Source organism: Mesorhizobium sp. P2_B11, from assembly GCF_056404855.1.
Window position 1 is genome coordinate 91941 of the sequence record NZ_JBFUDF010000007.1, and the last position, 15478, is coordinate 107418.

Consider the following 15478-nt stretch of genomic DNA (forward strand, 5'->3'; position numbering starts at 1 on the left):
CGGGCTCCGCGGCAGCCCCGCCAATCTCGAGGGAAAACCGCATTCGGGTCGTGGCCGTGGACAATTGACCGACCTAAGCCGGTTCAAACCAGGGAGGACAAACATGTCGATCAAGGTGATCGGGACGGGCTTTGGTCGCACTGGAACGGATTCGATGCGCGAAGCGCTGGCCATACTCGGCCTTGGCCCATGTCATCACATGTCCGAAGTCATCGCCAACGAGGAGCAGAAACGACTCTGGCGCGCCCTGGCAAAGGGTGCTGCGCCTGATTGGAGCGAGCTTTTTGCCGGCTATGCCTCCTGCATGGACTGGCCATCGGCGCATTATTGGCGCGAGCTGATCGAGGTCTATCCCGATGCCTCGGTCATCCTCACCTGGCGCTCGCCGGAAAGCTGGTGGCAGAGCTTTGAGAAGACCATCCTGGCCAGCATCAACCAGCTGAGGGATCAGGAGGCGCTGGGCATTTCCCTGGTCGCCAAGCAGGTCTTCGGCGGCAAGGCGCATGATCGCGCAACCGCGATCGCCCTCTATGAAGCCAACGTCGCCGCGGTCATGGCGACCGTGCCGCGGGAGCGGCTGCTGGTCCATAGACTGGGCGACGGCTGGGAGACTTTGTGCGCGCATCTGCGCGTTCCAGTGCCCGACCAGCCCTATCCCAACCGCAACGACACCAGGGAATTTCAGGCGCAATTCGGGCTGGACCGGCGCCCCTGAGCAAGATCGGCGGCTCTAATATTCCTGGGCCGTCGGCCGGAACAGGATCTCATTGATGTCGACCTCGTCGGGCTGGCTCATGGCGAATACCACTGTTCGGGCGAAGGAATCGGCTGGGATGGCCACCCGGTCGTAAAGCGCGCGCACGCCTTGGGCGACATCGGCCTCGGTGACGCTGTCCGGCAATTCCGTCGCCACCGCGCCTGGCGATATGATGGTGGTGCGGATGTTGTAGGGCTTGACCTCCTGGCGCAGCCCTTCCGAGATGACGCGCACCGCATGCTTGGTCGCGGCATAGACCGCGCCGCCCGGCCCGACCTTGTGGCCGGCGACCGACGAGACGTTGATGATGTGGCCGCTCTTCTGCGTCTTCATCTGCGGCAGGGCGGCGGCGATGCCATAGAGAACGCCCTTGATGTTGACGTCGATCATTCGGTCCCAGTCCTCGACCTTGCCGCGCTCCAGCGGCGAGTGCGGCATCAGTCCGGCATTGTTGATGATGACGTCGAGGCGGCCATGCGTCTTGACCGCATGGTCGACGAGACGACGGACCTGACCGACATCGGTGACGTCGGTCTGCAGGATGGCGTCCTTGCCGAGCGAAAGCTCACTTGCCAGCGTCTGCAGGCGGTCGAGCCGTCGCGCGCCCAGCACCAGTTTCGCGCCTTCTTTCGCCAAAAGCCGCGCGGCGGCTTCGCCGAGCCCGCTGCTGGCGCCGGTGATGACGACGACCTTGTTCTCGATACCTTGCGTCATGACTTTACCTTCTGATTTCCGTCGCGATCAGCGATCGATTCTTGCCGCCTGTTGCGGGGAATAGCGCTCTCCCTGCACGGCAATCGCCGAGACCGCGTTTTCGATGTTGGCAAGATCATCCGTCGTCAGCGCAACTGCCGACGATCCGATGTTCTCTTCGAGGCGGTTGAGCTTCGTGGTGCCGGGGATCGGGACGATCCAGGGCTTTTGCGCCAGCAGCCAGGCGAGCGCGACCTGCGCCGGCGTTACCTTCTTCTCGGTCGCAATGACGCCGATGGCATCGACCAGAGCCTGGTTCGCCAGCCTGGCCTCCGCCGAAAAACGGGGCACGGTGTTGCGGAAGTCGCTGCTTTCGAACGTCGTGTCGGCGCTGATGGCGCCGGTCAGGAAGCCCTTGCCCAACGGGCTGAACGGCACGAAGCCGATCCCCAGTTCCTCGAGCACCGGCAGGATCGCCTCCTCGGGCTCGCGCCACCACAGCGAATATTCGCTCTGAAGGGCGGCGACCGGCTGCACGGCATGCGCGCGCCGGATGGTGCGCACGCCGGCCTCGGAGAGACCGAAATGCTTGACCTTGCCCTGTTGGATCAAGTCCTTGACCGTGCCCGCCACCTCTTCGATCGGCACGACCGGGTCGACGCGGTGCTGGTAGAGGAGGTCGATATGATCGGTGCGCAGTCGCTTGAGCGAGGCCTCGACGACGTCGCGAATATGCTCCGGCCGGCTGTCCATTCCGCTGTGTCCGGCAGTGCCGGCAATGTCGATGCCGAATTTGGTGGCGATCACCACCTGGTCACGGATCGGCTGCAATGCCTCACCGACGACCTCCTCGTTCTTGAACGGCCCATAGACTTCGGCGGTGTCGAAGAAGGTGATGCCGCGCTCGAACGCCGCGCGGATCAGGCGGACGGCATCGGCCGTCTCCATCGGCGCTCCGTAGGACTGGCTCATTCCCATGCAGCCGAGCCCAATGGCCGAGACTTCGAGGCCGCTTGTTCCAAGTGTTCGCTTTTGCATTGTCATTGTCCTTGTTTCTCGGTGTCGGCCTGTTCGAAAACCTTCCGGGCGATGCCGATCGCCGTGGCTGCCGTCGGCCATCCGGCGTAGAAGGCGAGATGGGTGATGGCTTCGATCAGTTCGTCGCGGGTGACGCCGTTGTCGAGCGCCCGCTTCATGTGCCCCGGCATTTCATTGATCCGGTAACCTGAAATCAGGCTGGCAACGGTGATGAGGCTGCGGTCGCGCGGCGACAGGCCGGGGCGCTTCCAGACGTCGCCGAACAGCACCTCGTCGGTGTATCTGCCGAGGGCAGGGGCGATGTCGGAGAACGGGTTCCTGGGAGATGCATCGGTCATGATGGCTGGACCTCGTATTGTTCGTCGCTGACCTTCTCCAGCCAGTCGACGACCTTGCCGTCCAGCGCTTCGGCGATGGCGATGTGGCTCATCGCCGTGGTTGGTGCCGCGCCATGCCAATGCTTCTCGCCGGGCGCGAACCAGACGATGTCGCCGGGGCGGATCGGCTCGACCGGCCCGCCTTCGCGTTGCACCAAACCGGCGCCCGACAGCACGACCAGCGTCTGGCCGAGCGGATGCGTGTGCCAGGCGGTGCGCGCGCCGGGCTCGAAGGTCACGGTGGCGCCGCCGACCCGGGCCGGCTCGCTGCCCTTGAACGGTGCGTCGATGCGCACCGATCCGGTGAACCAGTCGGCGGGGCCTCTGGCTGAAGGCTGCGAGCCGCTTCGCTTGATGTCCATGGATCTGTCCTTCGTAGGCGGAGTCACCGGCCTTCGGGGCCGCCGATTTGGTTGCCTGAATTTGATGATGCCTATTTAGGGCCTGCGATTATCCACGATTAGCTGCTATATCCGGCATGCACCTATGACGAGAGTTCATCAATGCCGCGCGACAATCTCAATGAGCTCACCGCTTTCCTCGCTGTTGCCCGCGAGAAGAGCTTCACCAAGGCGGCGGCGAAGCTCGGCGTCTCGCAGTCGGCGCTCAGCCACACAATGCGGGCCTTGGAGGAGCGGCTGGGCGTGCGGCTTCTCGCCCGCACCACGCGCAGTGTTTCGCCGACCGAGGCGGGCGAGCGCCTGCTGCGCACGGCCGGCCCGAGGCTCGACGAGATCGAGGCCGAGCTTGCAGCCTTGGGCGAGTTGCGCGACAAGCCCGCCGGCACCATCCGTATCACCGCCGGCGAACATTCGGCCGAAAGCATTCTGTGGCCGGCCTTGGCCAGGCTGCTCCCCGATTACCCCGATATCGCGGTCGAGATCATGGTCGACTACGGCCTGACCGATATCGTTGCCGAGCGCTACGATGCCGGCATTCGTCTTGGCGAGCAGGTCGCAAGGGACATGATTGCGGTGCGCATCGGCCCCGACATGCGCATGGCGGTCGTCGGCGCGCCATCCTACCTGGCACGCCACAAGCGGCCGCAGACCCCGCAGGACCTGACGGCGCATGCCTGCATCAACCTGCGCCTGCCGACCTATGGCGGCATCTATGCCTGGGAGTTCGAGAAGGCCGGCCACGAGCTGAAGGTGCGGGTCGAGGGACAATTGGTGTTCAACAATTTCCGCTTGCGCATGAACGCCGTGCTTGCGGGCCTTGGGCTTGCCTATCTTCCAGAGGATCAGGTGCGCGCGCAGATCGACGACGGCCAGCTGGTCAGGCTGCTTGCCGACTGGTGTCCGCCGTTCTCCGGGTACCATCTCTATTACCCAAGCCGAAGGCAGCCTTCGGCGGCCTTCGCCCTGCTGGTCGACGCGCTTCGCTATCGCGGCTGACAGCTGCCGGCCGCGCGCGCTTCAGGGACAATGCTCAGACGTGCACGGTGCCATGCGAAAGCTCGCCCTCGTCGCTCGAGATGAGGAACGCGGCGGCAAGCATGCCGACATAGAGCAACCCGACCATGCACATCACATAGATGCCTGGAACAGGGCCGAGCTGCGCCACGCGCGCGGCATCGAGAAACGAGGCTCCGAAGCCGATCGGCGATCCTTCGCGCTGCAGGCTGGGCGTCGTGATCTTCAGCACCCAGGCCAGCATCAGGATCGTGTACATGAAAACGTAGTTGCGGCGCAGCCGGCGTACCAAAGCCGCGCGCTGCGAGATCAGAAAGCGCGGCGAACGCAGGCCTTCGCCGACGATGGCCAGCCAGTTGGAGGCGTAGTCAGGCTGCGGCGAGAAGATCTGCGCGAAATAATGGCGCTCGAACTGGCGCACCCTGGCCCGGTAGACGTCGAAGAAGCGATAGCGCCGCGCCTCGATCCACAGAAGCAGCGTGATCAACAGCATCGCGAACAGCAGCACGCCGTGATGGGCGCTGCGGGTCGACAGCGAGACGGAGAGCATGGCCGCGACGACGGTGATCGCCCAATTGCTGGTGCGGTCCAGACGGTCGCGCCAGCCGGCCATGCGGGCGATCTCGGCGCGGTGGAAATGTGACATGGTGGTCGCGAGTTCGGATGAGGTGAGCTTCAGCGCGAACACATCGGAGGCCCGCGGCGCCGCCGCCGCCTCGTCGGGCTTCACGGTCTTGACCTGCGACATACCCCTTGCCATGCGCCTCCCGAACGCAGCAGCCGGCCGAAAAGACCCCGGCCACTCCCCAGAAATCACAACGCGCGGTCGGCTGAAACGTTCCAGCCTCTTTCCTTGGAGGGGTTTATGCGCTCAACCATACCCGCTCGGCTACGCGATCGAATGCGGTGCGCTAATGCCCGCTTCCCGCGACCTTTTGCCGGCGGGACCTGACCGCTTCCAGCAGTTCGTGCTCGCCTGTGTGAGCATTTCGAAAAATGGCCACAACCATCACCGCCAGGATTTCGGCGTCCGGGTCCAAGGGGTTGAGGTGTTCATCCGCGCAGACCCGATCAAACACGCGTTCGCAAATAGCCAGATCTTGAGGGCTGAGGCAGGTGCGATTGAAACGCCCACGCGGCATTTGCGCGAATCTTTCAGGCCCGCCGCCGGTGCTGCGGCGGGCTTTTTGCCGACGAACCGCTGAGGCGATGGAATGCTCCAGCGATCATATCGTCGAAGGTATATTGCGGTGGTTTACTCGTTTCTTGACGCTTGAGCAGTCAGCAATCCCAAAATCTCCGCGCACTCGCGAGCTTTATACTGGCCGATGTTCATCAACTGGTAGTAATCCTGCCGCTTGTTTTCCGGGATATGAAAGCCGCGCCTGAAATCAGCCGCCTCCTGCGGCGTTCGAGTGCAGCCGATTTTGCTGGCTGTGACTTTCAAACTTGCCAGTGAGCATCCGATCCTGGCCGCAATATCCTTCAACGGCTCGTTGTTAACGTATCCGTCGAGAATTATCTTGCGACGAGCTTCGCTGTTGAGCTTTGCGTTCATTTACCGGGTCTCCCCAACTACGCTTCCACAATGCTCAATTCTATATGCAGCCGGCTGAAGAGTGTCGTTAGCGTTGCATCCAGAAACTTATCTCGGAATGCATTTCTTGCTGTTGCTCAGCGTGATTGCCGGTTCTGGCGACGCGAGTTCCGCTGCCATTGGCAGGGTTGTGGCTGTGGTCATCAAACGGCTTGATTTGGCTGATCTGTCGATATCGGCCTCAAAGTCTTGCCAGATAGCCGAGATACACCACATGATTGCCAGGGGCATGGGCATAGCCGATTCGGATATGGCACCACGCGATGAACGTTAAAAAGCCAGACGAGGCACCTGCGAGGCAGCCGCCGGAGCGTGATCGACGTCGTTGGCCGCGCGAAGCTCAACCTTACAATGAGTCAGCTTCGCCTCTCGCGCCGGCGCTCGAGCCTTTGTCCTTTTCAACGCTCGAACTGGCGCCAGAGGATCAATTCGCCGCCTGGCAAGCGCACATGGCTCCGCTTGTCGAGGTCAAGTTGCCGGATGACAAATCGCCGGACGATGGCTTTCCCGCCGACCATACGGCCTGGAACCTCAATGGCATGCTGATCGTTCAGCAGCGCGCAGCGGCACACAGCTACATGCGTTCTGCCGCAAAACTCCGGTCCAGCTCGATCGATCACTGGTGCATCGTCTTGCCCCATACTGGCCGGTCATGGACGGAGGTCGATCGCCGTGTTGCAGAAGGCCAGCCGGACAAATTGGAGATCAGGTCGCTTGGCTACCCGTTTCGCGGGAGGGCAACGGACTCTGAAAGTCTCCTTCTCTATTTGCCGCGTGATCTGTTCGCCGATGCGGCGGCAACCCTCGACGCGAAAAACAATTCAATTCTGTCCGGCAACTTTGCCAACCTCCTGGTCGGCTACATCAACAGCATAGAGGCAAGACTGCGCGGTCTCACGGCTGACGATCTGCCTCGCATCGTACACGCAACGCGCAGCATGATCATCGCCTGCCTCGGGCCCGCGGGGGAACATGCTGCCGCTGCCGAACAACTGGCGAATGTTGCGCTCATGGAGCGGGCGCGCAGATACGTCCACAACAATCTGGATGCGGCTCATCTGACACCGGATTCAATGTGCCGGGCGCTCGGCGTCTCGCGCTCCCGTCTCTATCAGTTGTTCGAACCAAGCGGTGGTGTTCTCCATTACATCCAAGGCCGCCGGCTTCTGGCGGCGCATATTGCGCTCAGCGATCCGGCGGACAGCCGGCGAATTGTTGAAATTGCCGAGGCCTTCGGGTTCAGTTCAGCGGCCAATTTCAGCCGGGCATTCAGCAAGGAATTCGGTTACAGCCCCCGCGAAGGACGCAGCACGGTGGTGTTGCCGCGCCCGGCCCAGTCTGCTTCGCTTGCCGAACACCAGAAAGCCTCTTCCTTTGAAGGTTGGCTCAAAGCGCTCGGAAGCTGAGCGATCGGCGATGTTGAATTGGGCAGGTTCAAACAGGCTTGCCGGGAGCGGCAATTGCGATTTATTAACCAACTGTGGCTGTTTATCGTTATCGACAATTTGCCGCCAATCACGGTGGAGCATACATTGCAAGTACGCAGCATGTGGAACTTGTTAAGACTGCGAGTTGAAAGTTTGCCAAGCTTGGCAGTTATGCTATTTCTGGACTGGGGGACGCGGATTTGCACCGCCTATGGAGGTGGCTCTTGCACCCAGAGGCATCAGGCGTCGGCACGGAGAGTGAGGGGCCTTCCTCAAGCGATGCTCCACGTGCCGGCGAAGCGCTTCTCGCTGACCTTTTGGCAAACACGACCGAACTTTTGTCGTTCTATGACGGCGACTTCTGTCTGACGCACTACGCAACCAGGCTCAAAGGCGTGTACGGAGGCGCGGTAGCGCCGGGTGCCGCCGTTTGGGAGATCTACCCGAGCTTCCTCGATGCGAGGTATCGAGACGAATTTCTTCGTGTGTTCCAGGGCGGCACTCCGGCAAGCATCGACTTGCCGCGATCATCGGGCGAAGCGCCCCGTTCCGTTTTCGTCTTCGCTGCCGCGAATGGTGTGGGAATCATCGAGTCAAGGGGGCATGGCGAGCGGAGCGCGGCCGAGGAGCAGGAGCATGTAACTCTGCTCCATCAGGCGACACACGACGTGCTGACCGGACTGCAGAATCGGCGGCGATTCGGCGAGCGGCTACAGCAGGCGCTGGCGGCCATCGGCGGAGCAAAGCCGAAAGCCGCCCTGCTGCAAATCGACCTCGACGATTTCAAAGCGGTCAACGACACGCTCGGTCATGGAGCAGGCGACACGCTTCTTCAGCTCGCAGCGGGTCGAATCCGCGACGCGCTGCAGGACGGTGAATCCGCATACCGATATGCCGGCGATGAGTTCGCCGTCATCCAATTGGGAAAAGATCAGCCTGCGGAAGCCGAGCGCCTCGCGGGATCGCTGGTCGACGCGTTCAAGGAGCCGTTCGTCATCAACGGCATTCCCGTCTTCGTCGGCTCGAGTATCGGAATTGCTTTCGGGCCGGAGCACGGGACCGATGGCGAGCAGTTGATGAAAGCCGCGGACATTGCTCTTTACGCAGCCAAGACGGATGGACGCGGTTGCGCTCGAACGTTCAACCGTTCGATGCTGCTCTTGCTCGAGCAACGCGAGAATCTGAGGCGCAACCTTCGAACCGCGCTGGAGCGGGGCGAGCTTTATCTGGAGTATCAGCCCCTCATTCGGTCCCCCGCGTCGGTGATCGGTTTCGAAGCGCTACTGCGGTGGCGGCACCCCGAGATCGGAATCATTCCACCTGGCGTGTTCATACCCATCGCCGAGGCGGACGGTCTGATGGACGAGATTGGACGATGGGTGCTCGAGGAAGCCTGTCGCCAAGCATTGACGTGGCCCTCGTCGCTGACGGTCGCGGTGAACCTGTCGCCGGCTCAGTTCCTTAGCGGTTTGCTGACGGATACCGTCGCTCAGGTCATCGATGCAGTTGGAATCCGTGCCGACCGACTTGAGCTCGAAATTACCGAGACAGTTCTTCTCGAGAAGACGATCGACAATATCGACACGTTAAACACTCTGAATGTCTTGGGAATACGAATATCACTCGACGACTTTGGAACATACTACTCATCGTTGAGCTATCTTAAGAACTTTCCCTTCGACACGTTGAAGATAGATCAGTACTTCATTGCGGACCTGGAGACCGACCTCAAAAGCCAGACCATAGTGCGATCGATCATAAATCTGGCGCATGGCCTGGGAATAAGCGTCACCGCCGAGGGTGTCGAGACGTCGGCACAGGCGCGGTGGCTGATCGAGGAGAATTGTGATTGCCTGCAAGGCAATTTCCTGGGACGCCCGCTCGGAGCCGAGGCAACCGGAAATTTCATCAGACGCTCCCCGCTGAGGGTGGTGCGAGCGATGGAGGAATCAAATCGGGCGGTTTAGAGCGGTTCAGCTTTTGATAGTTCCGCCGATCCGCTCTAAGTGTTTGTTTTTACGCAATTTCGGACAGGAACCGCTGCGCACGTTTCCTGGAATCGCTTTGCACCTTGCACCCTTTGTTAACGGTGAAGTGGAGATTTGTAGAAACGATCGAGGCAGATACCGCTCAATTCTTCGAGTCGGTGCAAGAGTGGCTGATCGCGGCGCGCGGTGAAATTTTTCATCGCGGAGACCATCGCCCTACCAGGGGCTCGATGCTGATGGAACAAGGGAGGAAGCCTATGGGACCTGTTCATCATGAGCTGGCTGGCGAGCCGACTTTTGCGCCCATGATCCAGATCGACATGGAAATCAAAGCTTTCGTCTCAGCCTGGAGACACTGCGATTATGTCTCGTCATACATGGCCCGGATGATCAGTCAAAACAGATCAGACTCCGTCCGACATTCAAATCTCTTTTCCTCTGCCCTCAATGAATTGCTGGAAGTCGCCTTTCGTACGCGCCATGCCGGTGGTGAACTGGCATGCAGGGTGTCCCGCCACGGCGCGACGGACAGGATCGAGCTGACGTTCCCATGCGTGCCAGAGGAGCGCGAATTCTATGAAGAAGCCGTGTCACGCGTCGCAGGAACAGAGGCCAGGGAGCGATACCTCAATTCGGTGTCTGGGGATGTCGCGCCCAGCCGGGAGGTCGTGCTCATGGAACTGGCTGTCGACTACAACGCGATACTCAGGGTTGAGGAAGCCGAAGGCGATGCAATCAAGCTTGTCGTGGATCTTCCGCTTGAGGGCCTGCAACATTGAGCCCTTACGACCTCCTCCCGCGCTTCAAGGCGCAATATGACGCCAACAACCAGGAGTTCTCCATATCCGGGGTGGTCCGGCCTCAGGCGATCGATGAGCTTGGGCCCAGCATAGCATTGCTCCGCGATGCGATCGGTCGTGTGCGCGGCGTTCTCTACGTCAATGTCAGACGCCTGACGCAGATGAACAACGCCGCGTTTCACGCCTTTTCGAGGACCATCATCGACGCCTGCCGCGCTCGGCCCGATCTCAAATTCGTCGTCATCACATCAAGCGTCGTGGGATGGACCTCGCGAAAATTCGGTCGCTTGAGCGGAATCGAGCCGAACATCACGGTCGAGGAGTATGACAGTGAATTCTATCCGGGACAGGGCTTCCTCGAGGAAGGCGGGTTCGTTCCGATCCTGCGTTCACAGACGAAGATGACCTGGCGCCACGAGCGCGCAATCTTGCCGCGACACGGCATGAGGCAGGGGATCGTCATGGCCGACATCTGTTGCGGGATCGGCGATTTCGCCGTGCTCGTGCAGAAGGAGTTCCAGCCATCGCGGATCGTCGCCCTCGACCACTCCATATCGAGCCTGAACTATGCTCGACAGGTGATGCGGGAGTTCGATATCCGGGGCATCGAATATACCTATGGCGATGCGTCGGAGATGCTGCTCGACGAAGCGCAGTTCGACCTGGTGACCTGCCGGCATTCCCTCCAGATATTCAATCGGCCTGAACTCATCCTCAAGGAGCTCTACCGCATATGCAAGCCAGCCGGGCGGGTCTACATCACCAACGAGAAGAATTCGCATTGCCTCGGCGAGCCGCGCGCCGAAAGCATCCGTTGGACCTACAACGAGGTGGCGAAGCTGTTCGGGCATTTCGAGATGGACGTCGAGCTTGGACCTAAGAGCCGGCGATATCTGATGGAAGCAGGATTCGAAGACATCCGTGTAGAGACCTTCATGGTCACTAACCTGGACGGCGATCCGCAGGATTTCGCCGATGTCATTGCGGCATGGGCGGATGTCTATGCGGGCGAGATGGCGATCAGGCGCGGCGATGGACCGGAGTTCGTCGCACGGTTCCGGCAGGGCTTCGAGGACCACATTTTCGCAGCGCTCCACCCCAAGGGTTATGCGGGTTGGCCGATCTGGGTCGCATCGGGGCGACGGCCGCAATGAAAGCCGACAATGAACCTACGCCACGCTTCGGCCTGCGCTCCTTTCGAGCGAAATTCGTGTTGGTCGTTGGCGGCGCCGTCCTGTTCGACCTCCTGCTGAGCGGTGGCCTGGCGCTTTGGAACGTTCAGAAGCTGTCGCGCGACGCAACATCGGAAGTCGGTGAGGGCCTGACGACCGCAAACCAGGAATACATTCGTTCCTATGCCGAATCGACGGCGTTGAGCGTCGATCTGCTGCTCGATCGGGTTCACGGCGACGTCAAGGCGCTGGCTGGCGTACTGCAGGCCCAGATCGACGAACCGACGAGGCAGCAAGAGGTCGGACTGACGCTTTCGCATGAAGCGCCCGGCTCCGTGAAGGTCGTCTACGACGCGCAGGGCGACTGGGCTCAGAACCTGCCGGGCGCGCCTTCCGTGGTCAGTGTCTGGGGCTACCTGCTGGGCGCCGACCACACTCCTTTGCCGGGCGTTCAGAAGGAGATAGAAGACAGTACCGTGATCGATCTCGTCGCGCCAACTCTCATGGCCAGTGGTTCGTCCAAACTGCAAATGTACTATATTGGTCCAAAAGAGCGGCCGATCTTCAGGACGGTGCCGTATACGAACCAGGCGCAGACCTTCGACAAGCTCTATCCGGGCCACAACAAGGCGGAGTTCTGGGAGTTTTTCTTTCCAGGAATCTATGGTTCATGGCTGCAATGGGCCAAGGATCCAGCTTCGCGTCCGGTCCCTGACGATATCACCCAGACAGCGCCTTACACCGATGCAATCACGGGAAAGCTGATCGTCAGCTTTTTCCACCCGCTGTGGACGCGCGATCACACCGGTATCGCCGGTACGGCCGGGGCAGACATTACTCTCGATCAACTCGCGGAAGTCGTCGAAAGGGTAAAGATCGCTGAAACCGGGTTCGGCTTCCTCACCATGTCGACCGGCAATGTGGTGGCGATCAATCCGTCGGGCCAGGCGGTCATCGGCCTGACTTCATCAAGCGACGCGGGCACGCAGGGCGTCACCGGCCTGGAGCGGTCCCTGCGGGGAAGTACGCAGCCGGCTATCGCGTCGCTGCCTCTCGACCAGAACAATGACGGTGTCATTCAACATATCATGCTCGACGACAAGGGCGAACGCGTACCCTACATTGTTGTCCTCAAGCGACTGAAGCCGACCAATCTGTGGAGTTCGGGACCGATCAGGTCCGAAACGATGTCGGTCGGGATCGTCGTTCCAGAACGGGAGATCTATGCGTCCCTGTTTGCCGCGCAGCAGAGTATTTCGCGCGCAACCAATCGCATCCTGCTCTTTCAGATCGGTGCGATCATCGTTTCGCTTCTGATTGTTTTCGCGGCGGTGCTCGGAATTTCGAAGCGGATCACCGCGGGCCTCAGGGCGCTTGCCAGTGCCGCGCAGCGGCTCCAGACCAAGGATTATTCAGTCCGCGTCAGCATTCCGACGCGCGACGAGGTTGGAGCCGCTGGCATCGCTTTCAACCGCATGGCCGAGCAGATCAGCTTCCACACGGAAAACCTCGAGCAACTGGTCGACGAACGAACAAGGGAGCTCGGCGACGCCAATCAGGAGATTTCCGCTCTCAACGAAAAGCTGCAGGACGAGAACGTTCGCCTCGGTGCCGAACTCGCGGTTGCCAGGCAGATCCAGTTGATGGTCCTGCCGAAATCATTCGAACTCGATGCGATTCCGGGGCTCGAGATCGCAGCCTACATGCGGCCGGCCGACGAGGTCGGCGGTGACTATTACGACGTCCTGCAGAATGGATCACGCATCAAGATCGGCATCGGCGACGTGACCGGTCATGGTCTCGAGAGCGGCGTGCTGATGCTGATGGTCCAATCCGTTGCACGCGCGCTGCAGGAGACCGACGAAGCGGATCCGCACCAGTTTCTGGACCGGCTTAACAGAGCGATCTACAAAAACATCGAGCGGACGAACACCGGCAAGCACCTCTCGCTGGCCTTTCTTGACTTCGAGGATGAGCGGGTAACCCTATCCGGCCAGCATGAGGACGTTCTCGTCGTGCGTGCGGACGGGGAGGTCGAACGCATCGATACGCTTGATCTGGGTATGCCGGTCGGTCTCGAGAATGACATCTCGAAGTTCATCGACACGCGTGACATCCTGTTCGAGAGCGGCGACGTGATCGTGCTGCACACCGACGGTGTGACCGAGGCGGAGGATCAGGATAAAAGGCTATTCGGGTTCGAGCGCCTCTGCCAGAGCGCAAAAAAACGTTACGGCGGGAGCGCCGAGGACATGAAGACCGGGATCATCGAGGATCTGATGGCCCATATCGGAGTCCAGAAGATCCATGACGACATCACCCTCGTAATCATAAGGCACACATAGCGATGACAACGCTGTTCGGGACCCCTGACATTGCAATCGGGATGAAGGAGAGCGCCAGTCGCGTGCGGCTGTTTGACGGACCTCTCGACTTGAGTTGGCGCCATTGTGCCACGACCTCGGACTTCATCGCCGATCTTTTCGCGTTGCGCTTCCGGTCGTCCCGCAATGACTACTTGGAAGTGCGGCACAGCATAGGATATCTGGTCAACGAGCTCATCGAGAACGCCGTCAAGTTTCGCGCACCGGGTGAGATCGTGATCGAGGCGTCGATGGATTCGGAGTGCTTCAAGCTCAAGGTGTCGAATGACGTCGATGGTGAAAACGCCTCCGAGTTCAAAAACCTCCTGGCGGACATCACGGTTGGCGACCCCAGAGACCTGCTGATACAGCGAATTGAAGCGAACGCCGCGAGCCCCGACGTGTCAGGCTCCGGGCTCGGATTGCTGACGTTGATGAGCGACTATGGCGCACGCCTGGCCTGGATATTCAGCTCCGCCGACGAAAGCGATCGGATTTGCCTGGAAACCTATGCCTCCATTCCGATCTCGCAAACGCACAACTAGAAGAAACGAAGCCAGGCCATGGAAATCAAGACAGACGACTACCGCGTGTGGAACGAAGGAAGCGATATTTTCTTCGACGGCGCAATGCGGCTTGCCAGTTCCGAGGCCGGTGCGCCCGTCACGGCTTTAGCGACCAGTGTTCTTGCCTCAAATCCCGCTTCCATTACGCTCAATCTAAGGGACCTTCACTTTCTCAACTCTTCCGGCATCAACCTGCTGGCGAAATTCACCATCGAGGTGCGCAAGCATCCCGATGTTCGACTCGTCGTGCGTGGAACGCCCGACATACCCTGGCAATCGAAATCGCTGCCGAACCTGAAGAAGCTGCATCCCGCCCTGGTGCTTTTGATGGACTAAGGGTCGCCCGAAATTGGCCAAGGGACTGCGTGAGCCAGCGGCAATCCTAGACAGCATCGGCCAGTCGGTGCAAGAGCGCCCGCACCGAGAGCGAGATATGTACGCCAGGACAAGTATCTGGATGCGAAGCTAACGACATTCCGGCCTCGTCCGTAGATTGTTCGCGATAGTCCGGCGGGGGCTCGGCACAGGCGGCAGGCGTCCAGATAGCTGGTGTGTCGCCGCCTGTGCCGATAACGCCCCCCGCTACGCGGTCAAAGGTGTCCGTCTTGAGTAAGCGTAGCAAGGTCAACGGCGGCCGGCTGGAGTTCGTTCCGCCGCAGATCCCGACTCTGGTCAATCAACCGCCCGAAGATGAGGGATGGGTTCACGAGGTCAAGTTAGACGGCTACAGGACGCAACTCATCATCGATCAAGGCGGCGTGCGTCTTTTCAGCAAGAACGGCCATGACTGGACGGCAAAATACTGGCCCATCGCGCTGGCAGTCGAGCTGCCATGCAAGGCTGCCATTCTCGACGGCGAGGTCATTGTAGCCGGAGAGCAGGGCGCTCCCTATTACCCTGCGCTGGAAGCCGCGATCTGGAACGAGCCGAGCCGGCTGGTGTTCGTGGCGTTCGACATTCTCCATCTCGATGGTCGCAATCTTGCCGCCTTGCCTCTGCTGCAGCGCAAGCACGCGCTGTGGCAACTGGTTGAGCCTGGCGCCGGCAAGATCCGCTACAGCGAGCATTTCGACGGCGATGCGCTGGCGATCCTTCGCGCCATCGACAAGATGGGGCTTGAAGGCATCATCTCGAAGCGCGCCGACAGCAGCTACCGGAGCGGACCGTCGTCCACATGGCTGAAGGCCAGATATTTCGAGGAAGGTGATTTCCGAATTGCCGGCCGTCATTCGCCAGCCTGGCACGGCGCCAATGGCCCTGATGGCCACGCGTGACGGCGAGAGAC

General features: G+C 60.6%; 17 protein-coding genes. 11 read left to right on the forward strand and 6 right to left on the reverse strand.

Translation table 11 applies throughout. The features are described 5' to 3' along the window. Positions 1 to 103: 103 nt before the first annotated feature. Positions 104 to 715, forward strand: coding sequence for a sulfotransferase family protein (locus tag AC1DYJ_RS23265; protein WP_477281919.1), 612 nt, complete (start codon positions 104 to 106; stop codon positions 713 to 715). Positions 716 to 730: 15 nt separating this feature from the next. On the opposite strand, the gene AC1DYJ_RS23270 is transcribed toward AC1DYJ_RS23265, so the two are convergent. The 4 genes from AC1DYJ_RS23270 to AC1DYJ_RS23285 are packed head-to-tail and all read right to left on the reverse strand — an operon-like array spanning position 731 to position 3227. After that, positions 731 to 1471 (reverse strand): SDR family oxidoreductase, encoded by a 741-nt coding sequence (locus tag AC1DYJ_RS23270; protein ID WP_477281921.1) that lies wholly within the window; start codon positions 1469 to 1471, stop codon positions 731 to 733. 27 nt (positions 1472 to 1498) lie between these two features. Beyond that, complete coding sequence (locus AC1DYJ_RS23275) at positions 1499 to 2488, reverse strand: aldo/keto reductase (RefSeq protein WP_477281922.1); 990 nt, start codon at positions 2486 to 2488, stop codon at positions 1499 to 1501. A gap of 2 nt (positions 2489 to 2490) precedes the next feature. Then, complete coding sequence (locus AC1DYJ_RS23280; protein ID WP_477281924.1) at positions 2491 to 2826, reverse strand: carboxymuconolactone decarboxylase family protein; 336 nt, start codon at positions 2824 to 2826, stop codon at positions 2491 to 2493. Continuing rightward, positions 2823 to 3227, reverse strand: coding sequence for a (R)-mandelonitrile lyase (locus AC1DYJ_RS23285; RefSeq protein WP_477281926.1), 405 nt, complete (start codon positions 3225 to 3227; stop codon positions 2823 to 2825). Before AC1DYJ_RS23285 ends, AC1DYJ_RS23280 begins: the two co-directional genes overlap by 4 nt. A 141-nt stretch (positions 3228 to 3368) precedes the next feature. Between AC1DYJ_RS23285 and AC1DYJ_RS23290 the strand changes: the two genes are divergently transcribed. Continuing rightward, complete coding sequence (locus AC1DYJ_RS23290; protein WP_477281928.1) at positions 3369 to 4262, forward strand: LysR family transcriptional regulator; 894 nt, start codon at positions 3369 to 3371, stop codon at positions 4260 to 4262. Between the two features lie 34 nt (positions 4263 to 4296). Here the strand turns inward: AC1DYJ_RS23290 and AC1DYJ_RS23295 are convergent, their stop codons facing one another. Continuing rightward, positions 4297 to 5040: a DUF2270 domain-containing protein gene (locus AC1DYJ_RS23295; RefSeq protein WP_477426267.1), complete on the reverse strand. Its 744-nt coding sequence runs from the start codon at positions 5038 to 5040 to the stop codon at positions 4297 to 4299. 154 nt (positions 5041 to 5194) lie between these two features. On the opposite strand from AC1DYJ_RS23295, the gene AC1DYJ_RS23300 reads away from it, so the two are divergent. Continuing rightward, positions 5195 to 5485 carry a hypothetical protein gene (locus AC1DYJ_RS23300; RefSeq protein ID WP_477281931.1) on the forward strand — a complete coding sequence of 97 codons (291 nt, stop codon included), beginning with the start codon at positions 5195 to 5197 and terminating at the stop codon, positions 5483 to 5485. A 50-nt stretch (positions 5486 to 5535) separates the two neighbouring features. Here the strand turns inward: AC1DYJ_RS23300 and AC1DYJ_RS23305 are convergent, their stop codons facing one another. Then, entirely contained in the window at positions 5536 to 5838 is a 303-nt protein-coding gene (locus tag AC1DYJ_RS23305) for a hypothetical protein (RefSeq protein ID WP_477281933.1), read from the reverse strand. 302 nt (positions 5839 to 6140) lie between these two features. On the opposite strand from AC1DYJ_RS23305, the gene AC1DYJ_RS23310 reads away from it, so the two are divergent. The 8 genes from AC1DYJ_RS23310 to AC1DYJ_RS23345 all read left to right on the forward strand — a co-directional run bounded on the left by AC1DYJ_RS23310 (position 6141) and on the right by AC1DYJ_RS23345 (position 15467). Beyond that, on the forward strand, positions 6141 to 7283 hold the full coding sequence (locus tag AC1DYJ_RS23310) for a helix-turn-helix domain-containing protein (RefSeq protein WP_477281935.1): 1143 nt from the start codon (positions 6141 to 6143) through the stop codon (positions 7281 to 7283). Between the two features lie 245 nt (positions 7284 to 7528). Further along, complete coding sequence (locus tag AC1DYJ_RS23315) at positions 7529 to 9271, forward strand: putative bifunctional diguanylate cyclase/phosphodiesterase (protein WP_477281937.1); 1743 nt, start codon at positions 7529 to 7531, stop codon at positions 9269 to 9271. A gap of 278 nt (positions 9272 to 9549) precedes the next feature. Next, positions 9550 to 10071 carry a ubiquinone biosynthesis methyltransferase UbiE gene (locus AC1DYJ_RS23320; RefSeq protein ID WP_477282619.1) on the forward strand — a complete coding sequence of 174 codons (522 nt, stop codon included), beginning with the start codon at positions 9550 to 9552 and terminating at the stop codon, positions 10069 to 10071. Further along, the gene (locus AC1DYJ_RS23325) at positions 10068 to 11246 is read left to right on the forward strand and encodes a methyltransferase domain-containing protein (protein WP_477281939.1); all 1179 of its coding nucleotides are present in this window, start codon (positions 10068 to 10070) and stop codon (positions 11244 to 11246) included. Before AC1DYJ_RS23320 ends, AC1DYJ_RS23325 begins: the two co-directional genes overlap by 4 nt. Next, positions 11243 to 13609 carry a SpoIIE family protein phosphatase gene (locus AC1DYJ_RS23330; protein WP_477281941.1) on the forward strand — a complete coding sequence of 789 codons (2367 nt, stop codon included), beginning with the start codon at positions 11243 to 11245 and terminating at the stop codon, positions 13607 to 13609. The genes AC1DYJ_RS23325 and AC1DYJ_RS23330 overlap by 4 nt, the downstream gene beginning before the upstream one ends. Before the next feature lie 2 nt (positions 13610 to 13611). Further along, a complete protein-coding gene (locus AC1DYJ_RS23335; protein ID WP_477281943.1) occupies positions 13612 to 14172 on the forward strand; it encodes a slr1658 superfamily regulator in 561 nt (186 codons plus the stop codon). A gap of 18 nt (positions 14173 to 14190) precedes the next feature. Further along, positions 14191 to 14529 carry a slr1659 superfamily regulator gene (locus tag AC1DYJ_RS23340; protein ID WP_477281944.1) on the forward strand — a complete coding sequence of 113 codons (339 nt, stop codon included), beginning with the start codon at positions 14191 to 14193 and terminating at the stop codon, positions 14527 to 14529. A 269-nt stretch (positions 14530 to 14798) separates the two neighbouring features. Then, a complete protein-coding gene (locus tag AC1DYJ_RS23345) occupies positions 14799 to 15467 on the forward strand; it encodes an ATP-dependent DNA ligase (RefSeq protein WP_477281946.1) in 669 nt (222 codons plus the stop codon). Positions 15468 to 15478: the final 11 nt, after the last annotated feature.